Source organism: Leisingera sp. ANG59, assembly GCF_013317235.1.
Classification (GTDB): Bacteria; Pseudomonadota; Alphaproteobacteria; order Rhodobacterales; family Rhodobacteraceae; genus Leisingera.
In genome coordinates this window covers 142349-160076 of the sequence record NZ_WLCM01000001.1, presented here as the reverse complement: position 1 = coordinate 160076, position 17728 = coordinate 142349, and the positions used below count along the sequence as shown (strand labels likewise).

General features: G+C 62.7%; 20 protein-coding genes. 5 read left to right on the top strand and 15 right to left on the bottom strand.

Translation table 11 applies throughout. The features are described from left to right. Positions 1 to 41: 41 nt before the first annotated feature. The 3 genes from GKC28_RS00730 to GKC28_RS00720 form a co-directional block, all read right to left on the bottom strand. Positions 42 to 368, bottom strand: coding sequence for a hypothetical protein (locus GKC28_RS00730; protein WP_174144593.1), 327 nt, complete (start codon positions 366 to 368; stop codon positions 42 to 44). A gap of 135 nt (positions 369 to 503) precedes the next feature. Beyond that, the gene (locus GKC28_RS00725; RefSeq protein WP_174144591.1) at positions 504 to 2333 is read right to left on the bottom strand and encodes an ABC transporter ATP-binding protein/permease; all 1830 of its coding nucleotides are present in this window, start codon (positions 2331 to 2333) and stop codon (positions 504 to 506) included. 97 nt (positions 2334 to 2430) lie between these two features. Beyond that, positions 2431 to 4104 carry a LysM peptidoglycan-binding domain-containing protein gene (locus tag GKC28_RS00720; protein WP_174144589.1) on the bottom strand — a complete coding sequence of 558 codons (1674 nt, stop codon included), beginning with the start codon at positions 4102 to 4104 and terminating at the stop codon, positions 2431 to 2433. Positions 4105 to 4228: 124 nt separating this feature from the next. Here GKC28_RS00720 and GKC28_RS00715 point away from each other — a divergent pair, with 124 nt between their 5' ends. Further along, complete coding sequence (locus GKC28_RS00715; RefSeq protein ID WP_174144587.1) at positions 4229 to 4780, top strand: TIGR00730 family Rossman fold protein; 552 nt, start codon at positions 4229 to 4231, stop codon at positions 4778 to 4780. Here GKC28_RS00715 and rarD read toward each other — a convergent pair. The 11 genes from rarD to GKC28_RS00660 form a co-directional block, all read right to left on the bottom strand. Then, complete coding sequence (gene rarD, locus GKC28_RS00710) at positions 4717 to 5628, bottom strand: EamA family transporter RarD (RefSeq protein ID WP_174144585.1); 912 nt, start codon at positions 5626 to 5628, stop codon at positions 4717 to 4719. The two genes, GKC28_RS00715 and rarD, sit on opposite strands and share 64 nt — an antisense overlap. 61 nt (positions 5629 to 5689) lie before the next feature. Next, complete coding sequence (locus GKC28_RS00705) at positions 5690 to 6145, bottom strand: host attachment family protein (RefSeq protein WP_174144847.1); 456 nt, start codon at positions 6143 to 6145, stop codon at positions 5690 to 5692. Beyond that, positions 6145 to 6345 carry a hypothetical protein gene (locus GKC28_RS00700; RefSeq protein WP_174144583.1) on the bottom strand — a complete coding sequence of 67 codons (201 nt, stop codon included), beginning with the start codon at positions 6343 to 6345 and terminating at the stop codon, positions 6145 to 6147. The genes GKC28_RS00705 and GKC28_RS00700 overlap by 1 nt, the downstream gene beginning before the upstream one ends. Before the next feature lie 145 nt (positions 6346 to 6490). Next, complete coding sequence (locus GKC28_RS00695) at positions 6491 to 7090, bottom strand: superoxide dismutase (protein ID WP_174144581.1); 600 nt, start codon at positions 7088 to 7090, stop codon at positions 6491 to 6493. A 203-nt stretch (positions 7091 to 7293) separates the two neighbouring features. Continuing rightward, positions 7294 to 7749: a hypothetical protein gene (locus GKC28_RS00690; protein WP_174144579.1), complete on the bottom strand. Its 456-nt coding sequence runs from the start codon at positions 7747 to 7749 to the stop codon at positions 7294 to 7296. 51 nt (positions 7750 to 7800) lie between these two features. Beyond that, entirely contained in the window at positions 7801 to 8205 is a 405-nt protein-coding gene (locus GKC28_RS00685; protein ID WP_174144577.1) for a hypothetical protein, read from the bottom strand. A gap of 141 nt (positions 8206 to 8346) precedes the next feature. Then, positions 8347 to 8781 (bottom strand): hypothetical protein, encoded by a 435-nt coding sequence (locus GKC28_RS00680; RefSeq protein WP_174144575.1) that lies wholly within the window; start codon positions 8779 to 8781, stop codon positions 8347 to 8349. A gap of 187 nt (positions 8782 to 8968) precedes the next feature. Beyond that, positions 8969 to 9535 carry a sarcosine oxidase subunit gamma gene (locus tag GKC28_RS00675; RefSeq protein WP_174144573.1) on the bottom strand — a complete coding sequence of 189 codons (567 nt, stop codon included), beginning with the start codon at positions 9533 to 9535 and terminating at the stop codon, positions 8969 to 8971. Further along, positions 9528 to 12560: a sarcosine oxidase subunit alpha family protein gene (locus GKC28_RS00670; RefSeq protein WP_174144571.1), complete on the bottom strand. Its 3033-nt coding sequence runs from the start codon at positions 12558 to 12560 to the stop codon at positions 9528 to 9530. The genes GKC28_RS00675 and GKC28_RS00670 overlap by 8 nt, the downstream gene beginning before the upstream one ends. A 49-nt stretch (positions 12561 to 12609) precedes the next feature. Next, complete coding sequence (locus tag GKC28_RS00665) at positions 12610 to 12951, bottom strand: sarcosine oxidase subunit delta (protein WP_174144569.1); 342 nt, start codon at positions 12949 to 12951, stop codon at positions 12610 to 12612. Positions 12952 to 12984: 33 nt separating this feature from the next. Further along, entirely contained in the window at positions 12985 to 14229 is a 1245-nt protein-coding gene (locus tag GKC28_RS00660; RefSeq protein WP_174144566.1) for a sarcosine oxidase subunit beta family protein, read from the bottom strand. A gap of 188 nt (positions 14230 to 14417) precedes the next feature. On the opposite strand from GKC28_RS00660, the gene ccmI reads away from it, so the two are divergent. The 4 genes from ccmI to GKC28_RS00640 all read left to right on the top strand — a co-directional run bounded on the left by ccmI (position 14418) and on the right by GKC28_RS00640 (position 16891). Continuing rightward, positions 14418 to 15656: a c-type cytochrome biogenesis protein CcmI gene (gene ccmI, locus GKC28_RS00655; RefSeq protein ID WP_174144564.1), complete on the top strand. Its 1239-nt coding sequence runs from the start codon at positions 14418 to 14420 to the stop codon at positions 15654 to 15656. Further along, a complete protein-coding gene (ruvX, locus tag GKC28_RS00650; protein WP_174144562.1) occupies positions 15653 to 16126 on the top strand; it encodes a Holliday junction resolvase RuvX in 474 nt (157 codons plus the stop codon). Before ccmI ends, ruvX begins: the two co-directional genes overlap by 4 nt. A gap of 3 nt (positions 16127 to 16129) precedes the next feature. Continuing rightward, positions 16130 to 16363 carry a DUF1289 domain-containing protein gene (locus tag GKC28_RS00645; RefSeq protein ID WP_039169861.1) on the top strand — a complete coding sequence of 78 codons (234 nt, stop codon included), beginning with the start codon at positions 16130 to 16132 and terminating at the stop codon, positions 16361 to 16363. Between the two features lie 210 nt (positions 16364 to 16573). Then, positions 16574 to 16891 carry a hypothetical protein gene (locus GKC28_RS00640; RefSeq protein WP_174144560.1) on the top strand — a complete coding sequence of 106 codons (318 nt, stop codon included), beginning with the start codon at positions 16574 to 16576 and terminating at the stop codon, positions 16889 to 16891. Positions 16892 to 16921: 30 nt separating this feature from the next. On the opposite strand, the gene GKC28_RS00635 is transcribed toward GKC28_RS00640, so the two are convergent. Next, on the bottom strand, positions 16922 to 17719 hold the full coding sequence (locus GKC28_RS00635; protein WP_174144558.1) for a hypothetical protein: 798 nt from the start codon (positions 17717 to 17719) through the stop codon (positions 16922 to 16924). Positions 17720 to 17728: the final 9 nt, after the last annotated feature.

The window sequence follows — 17728 nt, the reverse complement described above, 5'->3', positions numbered from 1 at the left end:
TTTTCATTGCAGCGGGCCTGGCGTCCCGGCGGGAGGCAAAATCAGTCAGTGAAGGTGTACTCGCCCAGATCACACAGATCGAGGCCATAATCCTCAGCCTCGGACCCATCGGCAAAGCTGCCGCGGATGTCGTAGACGCAGGTGGTTGCACCATCGGCAATCAGGACGCCAATCTCATAACCCGGTGCCAGATAGCCACCTTCCATCAGGTTGCCTTCCCAGTTGTCCGAAGATGCGGGCGAGACGTTGAACTCAACCAGATCGGCACTGCTGTCATTCACCAGCAGGAACTCGAGGTCTTCGGCATAGGCGGGCGCCTGAAAGGCAAGCAGGGCAGCCGCGGAGGCTGCGGTCAGAAGGGTCTTCATAAACATGTCCTTGTTTGCGGGCTGGCAAGCGCTGATGCCTCTGGTTCCCTGAATGGGCGCACATTAGGCACGGACGACAAGCGGTCAATGGGGAAAGCCAAAGATGGCTTCCCCGAAGTAACGCTTTGCAGGTTCTCAAGCCGCATCCTGATCCGCCTGCTGGCGCTGCCACAGCCGGGCATAACGGCCTTCACGGGCCAGAAGCTCTTCATGAGTGCCGGTCTCGGCGATCTCGCCCTGCTCCAGCACCACGATCCTGTCGGCCTCGGCGATGGTCGACAGGCGGTGCGCAATCGTCAGCACCGTGCGCCCCTGTCCGGCCCGCGCCAGCGCCTCCTTGATCTCCTGCTCGGTATCGGTGTCCAGCGCCGAGGTCGCCTCGTCCAGCAGCAGCACCGGCGGGTTCTTCAACAGCGTCCGGGCAATCCCCACACGCTGCTTCTCGCCGCCCGACAGCTTCAGCCCGCGCTCGCCCACCTGGGTGTCGTAGCCTTCCGGCAGCGCGACGATGAAGTCGTGGATCTGCGCATCGCGCGCCGCCTGCTCGACCTCCTCCTGGGTGGCCCCGTCACGGCCATAGGCGATGTTGTAGCGGATGGTGTCGTTGAACAGCACCGTGTCCTGCGGCACCACCCCGATCGCCTGGTGCAGGCTCTTCTGGGTCACGTCCCGCACGTCCTGCCCGTCGATCTTCAGCGCCCCGCCGGTCACGTCATAGAACCGGAACAGCAGCCGCCCGATGGTCGACTTGCCGGACCCGGTGGAGCCGACAATCGCCACCGTCTGCCCCGGCTCCGCCTGAAGCGAAATCCCCTTCAGAATCTCCCGCCCGGCATCATAGGAAAACCGCACGTTCTCCAGCGTGATGCGCCCGCCATTGACCTTCAGCTCCCCGGCGCCGTGACGGTCGCTGACATCGGCGGGCTGCTCCAGCAGATCGAACATCTCGCCCATGTCCACCAGGCTCTGGCGGATTTCGCGGTAGACAGTGCCGAGGAAGTTCAGCGGCACGGTGATCTGGATCATGTAGGCGTTGACCATGACAAAATCGCCAACGGTCAGCCTGCCCTGCTCCACCCCGATGGCCGCCATCACCATCACCCCGATGAGGCCCGCAGTGATGATCACGCTTTGGCCGAAATTCAGCGCTGCCAGCGAATAGGCGGTCTTGAGCGCTGCCCGCGCATAGCCGCGCATCGCGCTGTCATAGCGCTCGGCCTCCCGTTCCTCGGCGACGAAATACTTGACGGTCTCGAAGTTCAGCAGGCTGTCGATGGCCTTCTGGTTGGCGTCGGTGTCCTGCTGATTCATCTCCCGGCGCAGCTTCACCCGCCATTCGGTGACCGCAAAGGTGAACCAGACATAAAGCCCGATTGTGACCGCCACCACGACCAGATACCAGGCGTCAAACAGCACCGTCAGGATCACCGCGACCAGGGTCAGCTCCAGGATCAGCGGGCCGATGGAAAACAGCATGAAGCGCAAGAGGAACTCGACGCCCTTCACCCCGCGCTCGATGATCCGGCTGAGGCCCCCGGTCTTGCGGGTGATGTGATAGCGCATCGACAGGCGGTGAATATGGGTAAAGGTCTCCAGCGCCAGGCGCCGCAGGGCGCGCTGTCCCACGGGGGCAAAGACCGCATCGCGCAGCTGCTGAAACCCGGTGGTCAGGATCCGCGACACGCCATAGGCCACCGTCAGGCCAACCGCCCCCAGCGCCAGCGGCGGCACGCCCTCGCCCGCCAGGCTGTCCACCGCGCCCTTGTAGAGCATCGGCGTATAGACCGCGATCAGCTTGGCCAGAACCAGCACTGCCAGGGCCAGCACCACCCGGACCTTCACCGCGCGGTTGCCCTCGGGCCAGAGATACGGCCCGACTTTGCGCAGTGTGCGCAGGCCGGAACGGCGTTCGTCCTGGGCGATGTCGGCTTGGCGCGGCGCGGCGGCCTGGTCTGTCTGGGTCATGGCTGTTCCTGGCTAGACACCTCCAGATATTCACCTGTTCACGGTTTTGCGAGGGGCGCGCAGAAAAAACGCGCCTCAAGGGCGCGTTTTCCGTGGATTATTCGGGGATCGTAAAGACCTGTCCTGGATAGATCAGGTCCGGATCGCGGATCGCGCCACGGTTGGCTTCGAACACCCGCACATACAGGAACCCGCTGCCGTATTTTTCCTGCGAGATGGCCCAGAGCGTATCGCCCTTCTGCACCGTCACCGCCCTGACCAGCGGCACAGGCTGCTCTGGATCCGCCTCTCGCTCAGGCTGCGGCAGCACCTCCGGCGCTTCGCGCTTGAACGGGGTTTCAAGGCGGCTCACAACCTTGCCGGTGGCGGCTTCTATCTCATCCAGGCGCAGGGTGTATACACCGGGCGCCACATCTTCCAGCCGCCCGTTCCACTGACCGTTCTCTGCAGCATCCACTTCCGCAACCGGCTGATTGTCCACATAGACCCGCACGCGGGCATTCGGGCGCGCCCGGCCCGACAGCTCAACCCCGCCAGTCCCATTGTAGCTGATCGCGTCAAGAGCAACTTCCTTGCTCAGTTCAGGATCGGCAGGAACAGCAGGCTGCACAACCTCGACCCCGTCCTGATCCGCGCGCAGCACCGCAACGGTCTGCCCCTGGGTCTGAGAGGCCTCCGGCTCTGCTGCGGCCTCCTGATTCTCCTCCGCGGGCTCGGCTGCTGCAGTCGCAGCCGCCCCCTGGCCGACCCCTTCGCCAACCATTGCTTCTTCGGTCGCTGGTGCCTCATTAGCCGCGTCGAAGGTGGTGTCCGCCTGCGCAGCTGATTCCGGCCCTTGTGCAGTGTCAGTTCCACCGGCCTGTTCAGCTTCCTGCCCCGCTGCTGCCGGCTCCTCTGCTGGACCATCCTGCTCCAGCGCAGCGACTTGTTCTTCACCCGCGTCCTCCGGCGTCTCTGCGGAAACGGCAGCGACCGGGCTGACCGGCGCCAGGATGAAGGTCGCGCCAGAGGCGGCTTGCTCCCCCTCATGTTCAGCACGCAGCGACACGACCCTTGCAACCGAGCTGGGCGCAATTGTCGCAAGCGAGACGAACTCGCCGCCGGCGGGCACCTCCAGCTGTTCCAGCACTTCACCGTCCAGCAGAACCGAGACCCGCACACCTTCTTGGGCCCGCCCGGCAATCACCGCAGCACCTTCGCTGTCCACCCGCACCAGATCCAGCTCCGGCGCCTGAAGGACAAAAACATCGTCTTTTCTGGTTTGGGTTTCAGGTTCCGGCTGACCCTTTGGCGCAGCAACCGAAGGCTCCGCCAAGGCTGCAAGCTCGGTGCCTTGATCTGAAGTGTTCTCTTCGTTTCCGGCTGAGTCAGGTTCTGGTATCGTGCTTTCTTCAACTGCAGCTTCCGTTTCAGGCAGGTCAGTTACGGTTTCACCCTGATCCTGAACCTGACGTTCCTGCCCGCTTGCCTCTCCTGACGCGCCAGTCTCCGGCTGCTCTACCGCCTCAACAGCTTCTACCTGATTGCCCGCGGCTTCCTGCACGGCGCGGTTCTGCAACGGCTGGCCGGATTCCGCACCGTCACCGGAAAACGCACCGTTGCTGTTTGCGGCCAGTCCGGCCGTCTGTTCGCTCACCACCGCGCCTTCGGGCGCGACAGTGCCAAACATGCCCAGCTGGTACAGCACAACGCCGCCCACAACCACGGCCACGCCGGCAATACCGCCAAGTGTGAGGGCCCCAAGACCCCCGCTTCCAGATGCATCCGCCATGTCTTTCCCTTCGGCAATTGCGGAATGTGACCTTCCGCTTAGTTGAGGGAATCTAGCAACCCCGCTATCACGGGTCAAAACACCAATTGGTTTTCACCTTGAAATTCCACGGAAAGGCTGGCCGATGAGCATCAAATCCGTCTGTGTCTACTGCGGATCCCGCGCCGGAGCCTTGCCCGCCTACGCCGAAGCCGCCCGCGCACTCGGTGCTGCGCTGGCCGAGAACGGCATGCGGCTGGTCTATGGCGCCGGTGATGTCGGGCTGATGGGCGAGGTCGCCCGCGCGGCGCAGCAGGCCGGCGGGGAGACCTTCGGAGTGATCCCCAGCCACCTGGAGCGGCGTGAAGTGGGGAAATCCGACCTCACCACCTATGTGGTGACCGAGACCATGCATGAGCGCAAGAAGGTGATGCTGTGGAACGCCGATGCGGTCGTTGTGCTGCCTGGCGGAGCCGGCTCTCTGGATGAGCTGTTCGAGGCCCTCACCTGGCGCCAGCTGGGACTGCATTCCAAGCCGATCGTGATCCTGAATACCGAAGGCTACTGGGACAAGCTGCGCGACCTGCTGGGACATGTGGTCAGCCAGGGCTTTGCCGGCCGGGAGACGTCGGACTACCTGATCTGGGCAGACACCCCGGTGGCTGCCATCGCCGCCCTGCGCGACGCCCGCTCCTGACGCAGCGCCGAGAAGGAGAACACCGCAACCGCGCTCCAGATCAGCGAAAAGGCAGTGCCGTGCCAGGGGGTAAAGGGCTCTGCAAAAACCAGCACCGCCACCAGGAACTGCAGCGTCGGGTTCAGGTATTGCAGCACCCCGACGGTTCCCAGCCTCACCCGGCGGGCGGCATAGGCGAACAGGATCAGCGGCAGCCCGGTCAAGATGCCGGAGAACATTAGCATCAGCGCATCCTGGAAGCCTCCCAGAAAACCTGCGCCGCCGGTCATCCAAATGATCGTCAGCGCAACCGGCAACAGCAGCGCAACCTCGGCGGTCACAGATACCACCGGTCCCAGCGGCAATTGCTTCTTAACAACACCGTAAAGGGCGAAGCTGAAGCTCAGCGCCAGCGGAATCCAGGGGGCGGCCCCCAGACCAAAGGACAGCACGGCTACCGCGAGACCCGCCAAGACTACCGCCACACCCTGTGCTGGTGCTAGACGCTCGCCGAAGGCAAGCCGTCCCAGCAGCACGCTCAGCAGCGGAAAGACGTAATAGCCAAGGCTTGCCTCAGTTGCATAGCCCAGCTGCACGGCTGAAATGAAGATGAACCAATTAAGGGAAATCATCGCCGACGCGAACGCCAGCAGCAGCGCACTGCGGCGGGTGGAGAGCGCTGCGCCAAGCGCGCCGATGCGGCCCTGACACAGCAGAACAATGGCGAAAAAAACAAACGACCACAGCGCCCGGTGCGACAGAACCTGCTCCGGCGGCACATGCGACAATGCCTTGTAGTAAATGCCCGACAGCCCCCAGACGGTGCAGGAGGCACAGAGTGCAAGAACGCCTTTTTGTGCCTCGCCCATAAACAGCTCCTGCCCGGCTTTTGTCTCACAGACACCGGGCAGGCGTGCGGGTCAAGTCCGGTCAGCTGTGACGCAGCGCGTCTTTGATCATTTCCTCGATCTTACTGATCTCATGGCCGGTCAGGTTCTTGCTGATTTCTCCGATCACGCAATCGCTGACTTCCTTGTGCAGGTTCTTGCGCAGTTCCCCCAGAACCTCCGGGGCGGCCACCAGAACCAGCTTATCGAACTCGCCGCGGTGGGCCATTTCGTACAGTTTATCCGACAGGTCCCTGGCGAACCGCTCCTTGGCCAGTTCGTGCCAGTCGGTGTCGGCAACCGCTGACCGGTGCACGCTTGGTCCGTCGTTGAACCGTCCCGGACGGTTGGCCGACTGCTCCCGGTCGGGCGGGTTGTCCTGCTCATCCTTGCGGCGCACCTGCAGATACGGGTCATCCCCATCCACGGTGTTTTCCAGGAACAGCGCCTTTTCGCTGTCCGCGACCAGGACGAAGGTGCCATGGGCAAGCCGGGTCATCATTTTTCCTCCTGTTCATTGGACTTGCGTACCCGGGTCGCCCCCGCCGGGCGTTCCCTGGAGCGCTTTTCCTCGTCCTTGCTGCCGATTTCCCGGGCCAGCCGGCCGCCGGTGCGGCCGCCGTGGGAAACGCGGCCCTTCTCGCCCAGGATGTCCTTGGTTTCACGGTGTCCGTCCTTGGACCTCTTGCGTTCGGCCATGATGGTCCTCCTTTCGTACATCGAACCAACGTTCGAAACCCGGCCCGCGTTCCGGAGCAGCCACCGAAAGGTGGCGGAAACTCAGCACGAAAAAGCCCGCCGGAAACCTCCGGCGGGCCTGAAAAGCCAGTATACGGCGCGTGCTTTACATCCGCGAGGCGACGTTTTCCCAGTTCACCAGGTTGTCGAGGAAGTTCGACAGGTAGGCCGGGCGCTTGTTGCGGAAGTCGATGTAGTAGGAGTGCTCCCACACGTCGCAGCCCAGCAGCGCGGTCTGGCCGAAGCACAGCGGGTTGACGCCGTTTTCGGTTTTGGTCACTGCCAGCGAGCCGTCAGCGTTCTTGACGAGCCACGCCCAGCCGGAGCCGAACTGGCCCGCGCCCGCGGCGGAGAACTGCGACTTGAACTCATCGACCGAGCCAAAGGATTCAACCAGAGCCTTCTCCAGCTCACCTGGCATCTTGCTTTCGCCCGGGCCCATCATTTCCCAGAACTGGTTGTGGTTCCACAGCTGGGAAATGTTGTTGAAGATTCCGTTCTGGGCGACCGCGTTCGCGTCGTAGGTGCCCTTGATGATCTCTTCCAGCGACTTGCCGTCCCACTCGGTGCCGGCGATCAGCTTGTTGCCGTTGTCGACATAAGCCTTGTGGTGCAGGTCGTGGTGGTATTCCAGGGTTTCCGCCGACATGCCTTTGGCAGCCAGGGCGTCGTGTGCATAAGGAAGATCGGGAAGTTCAAAAGCCATTTGGGCCCCCTGTGAAATAAGTTTGCGTTCCTGCGCAGATACATGCTGTGTGCGCGCTATCAGGTCAAGAGGCCGGCGAATGAAAACCGTGCAAGGCCTATGTGCAGCCGTGCATGAAGCGGCAGCACGGCAGCGGGCGGCCGCTGCGAAACAGTCTGCAGCCTGATTGCAGCGCCGCAGCAGGTTACCTGCGGCGCGCTTTGCTAGCGTTCGCGAACCTTTTCACAGGTCATCTCACCACCAATTCGCGAACGGTAACCCAAAGATACGGTTGCACGCATTACCCCGGTCATATCTGCGGGGTCCAAGTCGGTGCGAAAGCCGACAGGCGTCGGAAAATCCAAGTTCGTGGGCAGGCTCAAGCGCCACTTGAAACGCAAACGCCCATCTTTGAGCTGCTTGACTTTCGCAACAGCTGCCCCTTCCTCTGAAGCTTCTACTGCAGCGTTTTCGATACGCACTGTTTCAAGACTTTCAGAAAACTCAAAATATGAGCTTCCGGGGATCCACCCACCTCCGCCTTGAGAAACGGATTTGCCTCCCCCGTAGGGAACAATCTTGCAAAGATAGGCAGGGCCTGAAGCCGCTGCCTCTACTCTCTCAGCCGGGCCTGCAATTGCCAGTCCTGCGATGCCCACGCATACACAAAATGCCTTCATAACTGTCTTCTTTTTCTAAGAGTTTCTGTCGTTCAAGGCTTCCAAAGCACTTCAGCCCTTCTTCACCTTGCACTTGCCGCGTCCGCGGGCACCAGTTCTGACGTTCCTAATAGACAGTGTGTTCTTCTGAACGTTGAGAACTGCAGCATACAGTCCATCCATTGTCATCCGGGCGTTGCTGACCGGAATGTCGTTCACCCGCCAATCCAAATCGTATGACACCTCGTTGCGCGGCTCGACCTTTACCTGGAGCGGCTCCCCCACCAGCTTATGAACATAATGGTCATATACGCGCGCGGACTTGTCTTCCTCGTTCCACATGACAATGACCCTTGGCGCGATCCAGCCATTGTTTGTGAAGACTTTAATCTCACAGTCGTAGACCGTTTCGGCAAAGGCTACTTGGCCCGCGAGGCTGACGGCAGCTGCAATCGTAGAAAGTGCAATACGTTTCATCAGTTTATTCTCCGATTTCATCCCGGGGTTGATTTCAACCAAAACTGTGAAATGCAAGTGTTATCCGGCGTCACTAAGGCACATTTGCTCTTCTTGCGTTTCCATGCGACGCACTCCGCACACGCTGTCTAGGTCGGCAGGTCAGCCTTCATTCTGCGCCAGCAGCGGTAGACCGCGGTCCAGTTGGCAACGGCCGCTGCCGCGCGGCAGCTTTCCTTCCAGGTCTTTCCAGACCGACTGGATGCTCATCTTCAAATTCGAGGTGTTCAGAATGGCCCGGAACGCCGGCCGGGGCCGTCCGGCTTCACCGGAAACAGCGAGGCCCGGCATAGTCCAGCTCAGCGCATAGGAAGTGCCGCTGTGCTGCACCACCCTGGCGCTGACCGGGATGCCAAAGGCGGTTTCGCTGACCTCGGCATGGCTGAAATCATCGGCGAATGTTAAACTCACCATGCTGGGGATCCAAGCAGTTCCGGAAATTGGTTTCAGGCTGCAATGAAAGCTGGGTCCCGCCGTCGCGTCTGCCACGCCGAGCGTTAAAAACAGTGCAAAGACCCCGCATAGCCGCAGACCCATGGGCAGCTCCCTGTAACATCGTCACGAAGCCACCTCCCCCCTAGGAACCAGCTCTAATTCAACCGCCTGCAGTTATTGCAATGGCGATCCTCCTGGAACCGGCACCCAAAAAACGGTGCCCCGGAAAATCTCCAGGGCACCGTAAATGACGCGCAAAGGCGTCACAAGCATAAAGCGAGTAATAATTTTAATAAACACCCACTTTACTTTGCGGATGCGCCGCTGCGCTCAGCAGTTTGAACACATATTCACCCACTGAGCGGAAGCAGATGATGTAAAAACTGCCATCGCCGTTCAACCAGAAGGCGCCAGCCACCTGCGCCAGGCGCGAGCGGCGGAACTGGCCTGCCTTGAAGGCGGCGGCGTCAAAGTCCACCGGGCTCACCTTGCCCAGCACTTCGCGCGCGCCCTCGCCCGACAGGCGGAAGAAGGCCCGGGCGTCGGAGACGTTCACTGCCAGCGCGTGCTCGCCTTTCAGCGCCTCAGCCACTTCCGCGGTCTTGGCAACTGCGTCCTCATAAGGAACCAGCAGCAGCAGCTCATCCGGGGACATCCAGGCAGCGGCGCCGTTTTCGGCAACCGAGATGGAGCCCTGGGCCGGAACCTCGGCGCCGGTGGCGGCTTTAACAGCCGCCTTCAGCGCTTTGGAGCCCAGATCGCCGCGCAGGGTGATCATCCCCTGCAGACCGGCATCCTCGACGGTGGCCAGACCCGAGTAACGGGCGCCGTTCAGTACGGAAACAGCCTTAGACATTCTGCTTCTCTCCATCCTTATCGTAGAAGACCGGATCAACGATCTTGGCTTTGTAGGTCTTGCCGTCAGTGCCCGGGAACTCGATCACTTCGCCCATGCGCTTGGGACCGTGCTTGACCAGGCCCATTGCGATGCCGCGGCCCAGGGTAGCGGAGTGGTAGGTCGACGTCACCCGGCCGATCATGTTGCGCTGGCCGTTGGCGTTGACGCCTTCACCCACCGCATAGGCACCGTCCGGCAGCACCGAACCGTCGACGGTTTCCAGGCCAACCAGCTGCCAGCGCTCCGGATCGACCATGTGCGAACGCTGCTGCGCGCGTTTGCCCAGGTAATCTTCCTTCTTCTTGGACAGCGCCCAATGCAGCCCCAGATCCTGCGGGATCACGGTGCCATCGGTCTCGTCGCCGATCATGATGAAGCCCTTCTCGGCGCGCAGGATGTGCAGGGTCTCGGTGCCGTAAGGCATGACGCCGAATTCCTTGCCTGCTTCCATCAGCGCGTCCCAGAACGCCTGGCCTTCGGAGGCCGCAACCGCGATCTCGTAGGACAGTTCGCCCGAGAACGAGATCCGGTAAGCCCGGGCGTCAAACTCGCCGATCTTGCCGTCACGCCATTCCATGAAGGGCAGCGCCTCTTTCGAGACATCCATGCCGCCGCCTGCTGCCGCGTTCAGCTTCTCCAGCACCTTGCGGGCGTTGGGGCCGACCACTGCGATCTGGGCATACTGCTCAGTCACGTTGGCGACGTAGACCTTCATGTCCCACCATTCGGTCTGCAGCCACTCTTCCATCCAGCCGTGGATGCGCTCGGCACCGCCGGTGGTGGTGTGGCACAGGAAGGTGTCCTCGTCGATGCGGGCAACCACACCGTCGTCCATCAGGAAGCCGTTCTCGGTGCACATCAGGCCGTAGCGGCATTTGCCCGGCTTCAGCGTGGACATCATGTTGGTGTACAGCATGTCCAGGAACTTGCCTGCGTCGGGGCCCTTGACAACCAGCTTGCCAAGGGTCGAAGCATCCAGCAGGCCCAGGTTCTCGCGGGTGTTCTTCACCTCGCGGTTCACCGCGGCATGACGGTCCTCGCCCGGCTTGTTGATGGAAAACGGACGGCGCCACTGGCCAACCGGTTCCCAATCCGCGCCGTTCTTGTCGAACCAGTCGTAGATCGGCGTCTTGCGCACCGGCTGGAAGATCTCGGCCCGTGCCTCACCGGCGATCGCACCCAGCGAGATCGGGTGGTACGGCGGACGGAAGGTGGTGGTGCCAACCTGCGGGATTTCCGAGTTCAGGCTGTCGGCCAGAATGGCCAGGCCGTTGATGTTGGACAGTTTGCCCTGGTCGGTGGCCATACCCAGCGTGGTGTAACGCTTGGTGTGCTCGACGCTCTCGTAGCCTTCGCGCGCAGCCAGCTGCACGTCTGACACTTTCACGTCGTTCTGATAGTCCAGCCAGGACTTCATGCGCAGCTTGATGTCTGCCTTGGCGGGCATCAGCCAAACCGCTTCCATGCGGGCTTCTTCCTCGGACTCACCCTTGGCAGCCGCCACGGATTTCGCCGGGAAGCCAGCCGCTTCGGCCGCCTTGGCACCAGCCGCGGCTGCATCTTCCAGCAGCGCGCCCAGGCCGAACTCGCCGTTCGCCGCACCTGCTGGAACCACAAAGCCGTTGCCGTCGTGGCCCAGCGGCGGACGGGAGGCGTCGGGGCGGAAGTTGGCGTTCACCTCGTCCCAGATCAGCTTGCCGCCGCAGTGGGACCACAGGTGGACAACCGGCGACCAGCCGCCGGACATGGCAACCGCGTCAGCCTGCACGGTCTCGCGGGCACCGCCTTCGCCGTTCTGGGCGCAGATGGCGACCTCAGTCACGCATTTGCCGTCCTTCACCTTGGCGATGGCGCGGCCCAATTCGACCCGGATGCCCTTTTCGCGGACTGCTTCCATCAGCGCGCCGCCGCCGGTTTCGCGGGTGTCAACCACGCGGACCACTTCGACGCCTGCGTCATGCAGCACCAGCGCGGTGCGGTAGGCATCGTCGTTGTTGGTGGCAACCACGACCTTCTGGCCGGGGTTGATGCCCCAGTTCACCACATAGTCGCGCATCGAGGCCGCCAGCATCACGCCCGGCACATCGTTGCCTGCAAAGGACAGCGGACGTTCGATCGCACCGGTTGCGGTGACGATCTGGGAGGCGCGGATCCGCCACAGGCGGTGGCGCGGGCCGCCCTGGCCCGGCGCGTGGTCGGTCAGGCGCTCATAGCCCAGGGCATAGCCGTGGTCATAGACGCCGGAGCCCATGCAGCGGTCGCGCAGGGTGACGTTGTCCATCGCCTTCAGCTCTGCCAGGGTCTTTTCGATCCAGACCTCGGGCGCTTCGCCGTCGATGGTGCCGCCGTCGACCGGCGCGCGGCCGCCCCAGTGGCTGTTCTGCTCCAGCACCAGAACCTTGGCGCCGGAGGCCGCAGCCGCCTTGGCCGCCTGCAGGCCGGCAACGCCGCCGCCGATTACCAGCACATCCGCGAAGAAGTAGAAGTGCTCGTAGGTATCGGCGTCCTTCAGCTCCTTGTCGGGGGCCGCGCCCAGACCGGCGGACTTCCGGATGATCGGCTCATAGACGTGTTTCCACAGCGGACGCGGGTGGATGAACATCTTGTAGTAGAAGCCGGCGGTCAGGAAGCGGCTCAGCTTGTTGTTCACCGCCAGAACGTCGAACTCCAGGCTCGGCCAGTGGTTCTGCGACTGCGCGGTCAGGCCCGAGAACAGCTCGGTGGTGGTGGCGCGCTGGTTCGGCTCGTAGCGGTCGCCCACACCCAGCTGCATCAGCGCATTGGGCTCTTCCGAACCGGATGCGACAACGCCGCGCGGGCGGTGGTATTTGAACGAGCGGCCCATCATCACCTGGCCGTTGGCCAAGAGGGCGGATGCGAGCGTGTCACCGGCAAAGCCCTTCATGGACTTGCCGTTGAAAGTGAAGGCGATCTGTTTGGAGCGGTCGATCAGCCGGCCGTGCTTGGCAAGACGCGTGCTCATGGGCGCAGACCTTTCAAGAGAAAAGCGGGTGTTTCAGTCAGGCGGAGGTTCATTTCTTCCCGTCCGCAAATTCGCGCCAGGTCCAGCCCGGGCGTTTGGCAGCGATCTTGTCCATGATCTCCTGCGTCGGCACGCTGGTCTGGGCGGTGTAGGTGCCAAAGACCTCCAGCGTCATGGTGCAGCGGGCGGCGTGGAACCACTTTCCGCAGCCGTTGGCATGGCGCCAGCGTTCAAAGTGAACGCCTTTGGGGTTTTCGCGCATGAACAGGTAGTCATGGAACTCATCATCCGAGGAGCCGGGGCCATAGCGCTTCAGATGCGCTTCACCGCCCGCGGCCAGTTCGGTTTCTTCGGCTTTGACGCCGCAATAGGGGCATTCAAGGATCAGCATGGTGCTTGCTCCATAGTATTGAATTTTGCAGCGTTAGTGCGCCACACCGGCGGCGACGCTCTCGTCGATGAACTTGCCTTCTTTGAAGCGGTTAATCGAGAACTCCTCGGTCAGCGGCGAGTGGCCGGTGGCCATCAGTTCCGCCATCGCCCAGCCGGAGCCCGGGATCGACTTAAAGCCGCCGGTGCCCCAGCCGCAGTTGATGAAGCAGTTCTGCACCGGGGTTTTCGAGATGATCGGCGAACGGTCGCCGGTCACATCCACGATGCCGCCCCACTGGCGCAGCATCTTCAGGCGGCTGACCATCGGGAAGGTTTCGACCAGGGCGCGGACGGTTTCCTCGATATGGTGGAAACTGCCGCGCTGGGTGTAGTTGTTGAACCCGTCGGTGCCGCCGCCGATCACCATCTCGCCCTTGTCCGACTGGGACATGTAGCCGTGCACGGTGTTGGCCATCACAACCACGTCCATGCAGGGTTTGATCGGCTCGGACACCATCGCCTGCAGGGCAACCGATTCCATCGGCAGGCGGAAGCCCGCCATTTCCGACAGAACAGAGGCGTTGCCGGCCACGATCATGCCGATCTTGTCGCAGTCGATCGGGCCTTTGGTGGTGTCGACGCCCACGGTGCGGCCGTTCTCGGTGCGCACGCCGGTGACTTCGCACTTCTGGATGATGTCCATGCCCATGTCGGAGCACGCACGCGCATAGCCCCAGGCCACGGCGTCGTGACGGGCGGTGCCGCCGCGTTCCTGCCACAGGCCGCCCAGCACGGGGTAGCGGGGACCGTGCAGGTTGATGATCGGCACGATCTCCTTGACCCGCTCCGGGGTGATCCACTCGGTCTGAACGCCCTGCTGCTGGTTGGCATGCGCGGTGCGCTTGTAGCCGCGGATCTCATGCTCGGTCTGGGCCAGCATGATCACGCCGCGCGGGCTGAACATCACGTTGTAGTTCAGGTCCTGCGACATCGTCTCATACAGGCTGCGCGCCTTTTCATAGATCGCAGCCGAGGGATCCTGCAGGTAGTTCGAGCGGATGATGGTGGTGTTCCGGCCCGTATTGCCGCCACCCAGCCAGCCTTTCTCGATGATTGCGACATTGGTAATGCCGAAGTTCTTACCCAGGTAGTAGGCAGTGGCAAGGCCATGCCCGCCCGCACCCACGATGACGACATCGTAGTGGCGTTTGGGTTCCGGCGAGCGCCAGGCGCGCTCCCATCCGGTGTGATAGCGCAGGGCTTCCCGCGCAACAGCAAAGACTGAATAGCGTTTCATGAGCGAATCCGATGGTTCGTGTCTGTTAGCGGGTATGCCCGAAACGCATGGCTTACCAGTGCCGTTTATCGCCCTGTTTCTGCGTTATTGCGACATATCCAAATGACGCATTGCAGCATCCCGCGGCAGATTGGCCCTTTTGTTCAGCCCGCCCCGCATATAGATGAAAACCAAACTTCGGAGACGGCATGATTTTCTGGACAGTCACCGCCCTAATCGCCTTTGCGGCCGCGCTGCTGCTGGCAATGATCATCATTCGCGCCCGTGAGCAAGGCGAACCTGCCGCGGCCTACGACCTGCGCGTCTACCGCCAGCAATTGCGCGAAGTTGATAAGGATCTGGCCCGCGGCGTCATCGCGGAAGCCGACGCGGAACGCATCCGCACCGAAATCTCGCGCCGCATCCTGGCCGCCGATGCCCAGCTGCAAAAGCGCAAGTCCGGCCCCGCCCAGCCCCGCGCACTGTCGCTGGGCTTTGCCATCGCCACCGCCCTGCTGGTCACCGGGGGCACCCTCGGGCTTTACTGGCAGTTGGGCGCGCCGGGCTACAGCGACCTGGGCCTGCAGGACCGTATCCGGATGGCCGGCGAGCGCGCCGCAAACCGCCCCTCGCAGGCCGAGGCTGAGGCCGAGGTGCCCGAGATCGCAAACCCGCAGGTGGAGGAAGGCTACCTCAAGCTGGTCGAACAGCTGCGCAAGACTGCAGGCGAGCGCGAAGGTGACGCCCGCGGCCAGGCCCTGCTGGCCCAGCACGAGGCCAACCTCGGTAACTTCAAGGCCGCCTATGAGGCCAAGACCAACTACATCCGGCTGGCAGAGGGCAAAGTGAACGCCCGAGACTTCACCGAACTGGCCGAGCTCAAGATCATGGCCGCAGGCGGCTATGTTTCACCCGAGGCGCAGACCGACCTGCAGAAGGCCCGCGCGATCGATCCCAGCCACGGCCCGGCCCGCTATTACTGGGGTCTGATGCTGGGTCAGATCGGCCGCCCCGATCTCGCCTACCGCGAATGGGCCGCGACCCTGCGCGACGGCCCGGCGGAGGCACCCTGGGTCAAGGGCATCCAGGGCCAGATCGAGGAAATGGCCTTCCGCGCCGGTGTTGAATACCGGCCCATCACCCCCGGCGGCGGCACCGCCCCCGCCCTGCCCGGCCCCAGCGCCGAAGACATGGCCGGTGCAAGCGAACTTTCTGCCGAAGAGCAGCAGGAAATGATCCGCGGCATGGTCACCCGCCTGTCCGACCGGCTGGCGACCGAGGGCGGCAGCGCCGAGGAATGGGCCCGCCTGATCGGCGCCCTGTCGGTGCTGGGCGAAACCGACCGCGCCCGCACCGTCTATGACGAGGCCCGCGGCGCCTTCGAGGCCGACGCAGAGGCGCTGGCGCTCCTGGAGACTATCGCCGCCCAGGCAGGGATTGCAGAATGATCCACGACGCATTCGAAGACTTCGCCGCCGCCCTGCCGCCGATGAGCGCTCTGATGGGGCTGGACCTCGGCACCAAGACCATCGGCGTCGCCGTCTCCGACCGCATCGGCGCAGTGGCGACACCGTTGGAAACGGTGAAGCGCAAGAAGTTCTCCGTCGATGCCGACCGCCTGCTGGAAATCATCCAAGCCCGCGACATCAGCGGCATCCTCATGGGCCTGCCCCGCAACATGGACGGCACCGAGGGCCCGCGCTGCCAATCCACCCGCGCCTTTGCCCGCAATCTGGGCCAGCTCACCGATCTGCCGATCTCCTTCTGGGACGAGCGCCTCAGCACCGTGGCGGCAGAAAAAGCGCTTCTTGAAGCAGATACGACACGCAAACGCCGCGCAGAGGTTATCGACCACGTCGCGGCCTCCTATATCTTGCAAGGCGCATTGGACCGGATGCGGCATTTGAAGAACGGGTGAATGATGACTGACGACGTTTGGAAACGGGACGAGATCCAGTCCCCCTGCATCAAGATCTGCGTCGTCCACCCCGAGGCCCGCATCTGCACCGGCTGCTACCGCTCCATCGACGAGATCCGCGACTGGTCCAAGATGACCAACGAGGAGCGCGCCGGCATCATGAACGACCTGCCCGCCCGCGCCAGCAAACTGGTCAAGCGCCGCGGCGGCCGCGGCGCAAGGTTAAAGCGCAGCTAACGCGGCGCGCGGATGGGTAAGCGTTTGTCAAACATTCGGAATAAGCACTGACCCAATGTTTCGCGCGCGAAACATTGGGTAGAATTGCTGACCTATTTGAAATTAGTGGGCCACTCCCGTGAACTGGCAGCACGTCATACCGGTTACTTGTGGCGTTGTGTAAGCTACAGGGCCAATTTCGAAGCCACTTCCATTGACAGGCATGGATTTATGATGACTGCACAAAACAGCTCCCGACTTCTGTCTTACGGCAATAAGCTGCTTGTTGTTACTGCTCTTTGTATTGGTGGATTCACCATGGCCCTCATGTTTCGTATTGCGCCTTTGCTTTTCTGGATCGGGGTTACAGCATTCTCAATCAGGGCACTTGCTAACTTCTCGCTTTTTCTGAAATCGCCGCCCGAAACACGGCAAGAAAACCGAGAGCCTGGCAGGCTGATGAACTTCAATCACGCCCTGCCTGTATCCGCCGAGTGGACGGTGATGTGCCTCTCCTTTTGGGGAACACTCATGTGGATCGAGGGCTAGAATGTCTCCAGACTGGTGAGGCTTTGCCGGCTACCCCTTCGCCAGCCACCCCTTGGTCCAATCCGCCAGCTCCGGGCGGAAATAGGCGATCATGCGGCCCTCTGCCGGCGCGCTTGCCCCCTCACCCCAGGGCGCGACCCCGTGCAGGCACAACCGGTGCATCAAGTAGGACTCGCCGGGCCTTGCGTGCACCGTGATCCGCGGACAGGTCTCGAACACCTCGGCGCGGGCTGCCGTGTAGGCATCGGTCACATCCACTTCCGCCCAGTCCGCAGGAGATACCCCCTCGAACGCGGCGGCAAAGGCGCGGCGCATGATCCTGTGGCTGCCCTCCCAGACCGACAGCGGCGCCGCATCCGGGCTGCTTTCATTCAGCGGGATGCCCAGCACCCAGGCATGCGGCTCCTCCACCTTGCGGCGGCGGTGCCCGCCGTACATCTTGACCCCGTCCACATGCGCCGCATCGCGCTTGACGCGGTAGCGGAAAGCGGCCTCGCCCTCGCCCGGGCGCGGCCGCGGATAGCCCGGAAACACTGACGACACCTGCGCCCGGTGCAGGTCCGGAATAGGGCCGAGGTAACGCCTGATGAAATCGACAGGTGCACCAGCCAGCGGCGGCCCATCAGGCAATCGGCCACGCGCATCATTCGGCAGCGCATCAACGCCGATGAACCAGGTCCGCTCGCACTGGAACCACTCGGCGCAGGCCGGATCCTCCAGCGAGACCACTCCGTGCGGCAGGGCATCGGCGGCCCAGGCCGCGATCTGCGGATCATGGCCGAACCGCACCCAGCCCTTGTCCTGATACTGCGCAAACGGATCCTGCATCTTCATACC

What these genes read in the sequence shown, in the direction of transcription:
- GKC28_RS00725 (WP_174144591.1), bottom strand. Translation starts at nt 2,333, where the DNA reads ATGACCCAGACAGACCAGGCCGCCGCGCCGCGCCAAGCCGACATCGCC.
- GKC28_RS00635 (WP_174144558.1), bottom strand. Translation starts at nt 17,719, where the DNA reads ATGCAGGATCCGTTTGCGCAGTATCAGGACAAGGGCTGGGTGCGGTTC.
- GKC28_RS00660 (WP_174144566.1), bottom strand. Translation starts at nt 14,229, where the DNA reads ATGAAACGCTATTCAGTCTTTGCTGTTGCGCGGGAAGCCCTGCGCTAT.
- GKC28_RS00720 (WP_174144589.1), bottom strand. Translation starts at nt 4,104, where the DNA reads ATGGCGGATGCATCTGGAAGCGGGGGTCTTGGGGCCCTCACACTTGGC.
- GKC28_RS00690 (WP_174144579.1), bottom strand. Translation starts at nt 7,749, where the DNA reads ATGAAGGCATTTTGTGTATGCGTGGGCATCGCAGGACTGGCAATTGCA.
- rarD (WP_174144585.1), bottom strand. Translation starts at nt 5,628, where the DNA reads ATGGGCGAGGCACAAAAAGGCGTTCTTGCACTCTGTGCCTCCTGCACC.
- GKC28_RS00730 (WP_174144593.1), bottom strand. Translation starts at nt 368, where the DNA reads ATGAAGACCCTTCTGACCGCAGCCTCCGCGGCTGCCCTGCTTGCCTTT.
- GKC28_RS00640 (WP_174144560.1), top strand. Translation starts at nt 16,574, where the DNA reads ATGATGACTGCACAAAACAGCTCCCGACTTCTGTCTTACGGCAATAAG.
- GKC28_RS00675 (WP_174144573.1), bottom strand. Translation starts at nt 9,535, where the DNA reads ATGTCTAAGGCTGTTTCCGTACTGAACGGCGCCCGTTACTCGGGTCTG.
- ruvX (WP_174144562.1), top strand. Translation starts at nt 15,653, where the DNA reads ATGATCCACGACGCATTCGAAGACTTCGCCGCCGCCCTGCCGCCGATG.
- GKC28_RS00700 (WP_174144583.1), bottom strand. Translation starts at nt 6,345, where the DNA reads ATGGCCGAACGCAAGAGGTCCAAGGACGGACACCGTGAAACCAAGGAC.
- GKC28_RS00715 (WP_174144587.1), top strand. Translation starts at nt 4,229, where the DNA reads ATGAGCATCAAATCCGTCTGTGTCTACTGCGGATCCCGCGCCGGAGCC.
- GKC28_RS00670 (WP_174144571.1), bottom strand. Translation starts at nt 12,560, where the DNA reads ATGAGCACGCGTCTTGCCAAGCACGGCCGGCTGATCGACCGCTCCAAA.
- GKC28_RS00665 (WP_174144569.1), bottom strand. Translation starts at nt 12,951, where the DNA reads ATGCTGATCCTTGAATGCCCCTATTGCGGCGTCAAAGCCGAAGAAACC.
- GKC28_RS00705 (WP_174144847.1), bottom strand. Translation starts at nt 6,145, where the DNA reads ATGACCCGGCTTGCCCATGGCACCTTCGTCCTGGTCGCGGACAGCGAA.
- GKC28_RS00645 (WP_039169861.1), top strand. Translation starts at nt 16,130, where the DNA reads ATGACTGACGACGTTTGGAAACGGGACGAGATCCAGTCCCCCTGCATC.
- ccmI (WP_174144564.1), top strand. Translation starts at nt 14,418, where the DNA reads ATGATTTTCTGGACAGTCACCGCCCTAATCGCCTTTGCGGCCGCGCTG.
- GKC28_RS00680 (WP_174144575.1), bottom strand. Translation starts at nt 8,781, where the DNA reads ATGGGTCTGCGGCTATGCGGGGTCTTTGCACTGTTTTTAACGCTCGGC.
- GKC28_RS00695 (WP_174144581.1), bottom strand. Translation starts at nt 7,090, where the DNA reads ATGGCTTTTGAACTTCCCGATCTTCCTTATGCACACGACGCCCTGGCT.
- GKC28_RS00685 (WP_174144577.1), bottom strand. Translation starts at nt 8,205, where the DNA reads ATGAAACGTATTGCACTTTCTACGATTGCAGCTGCCGTCAGCCTCGCG.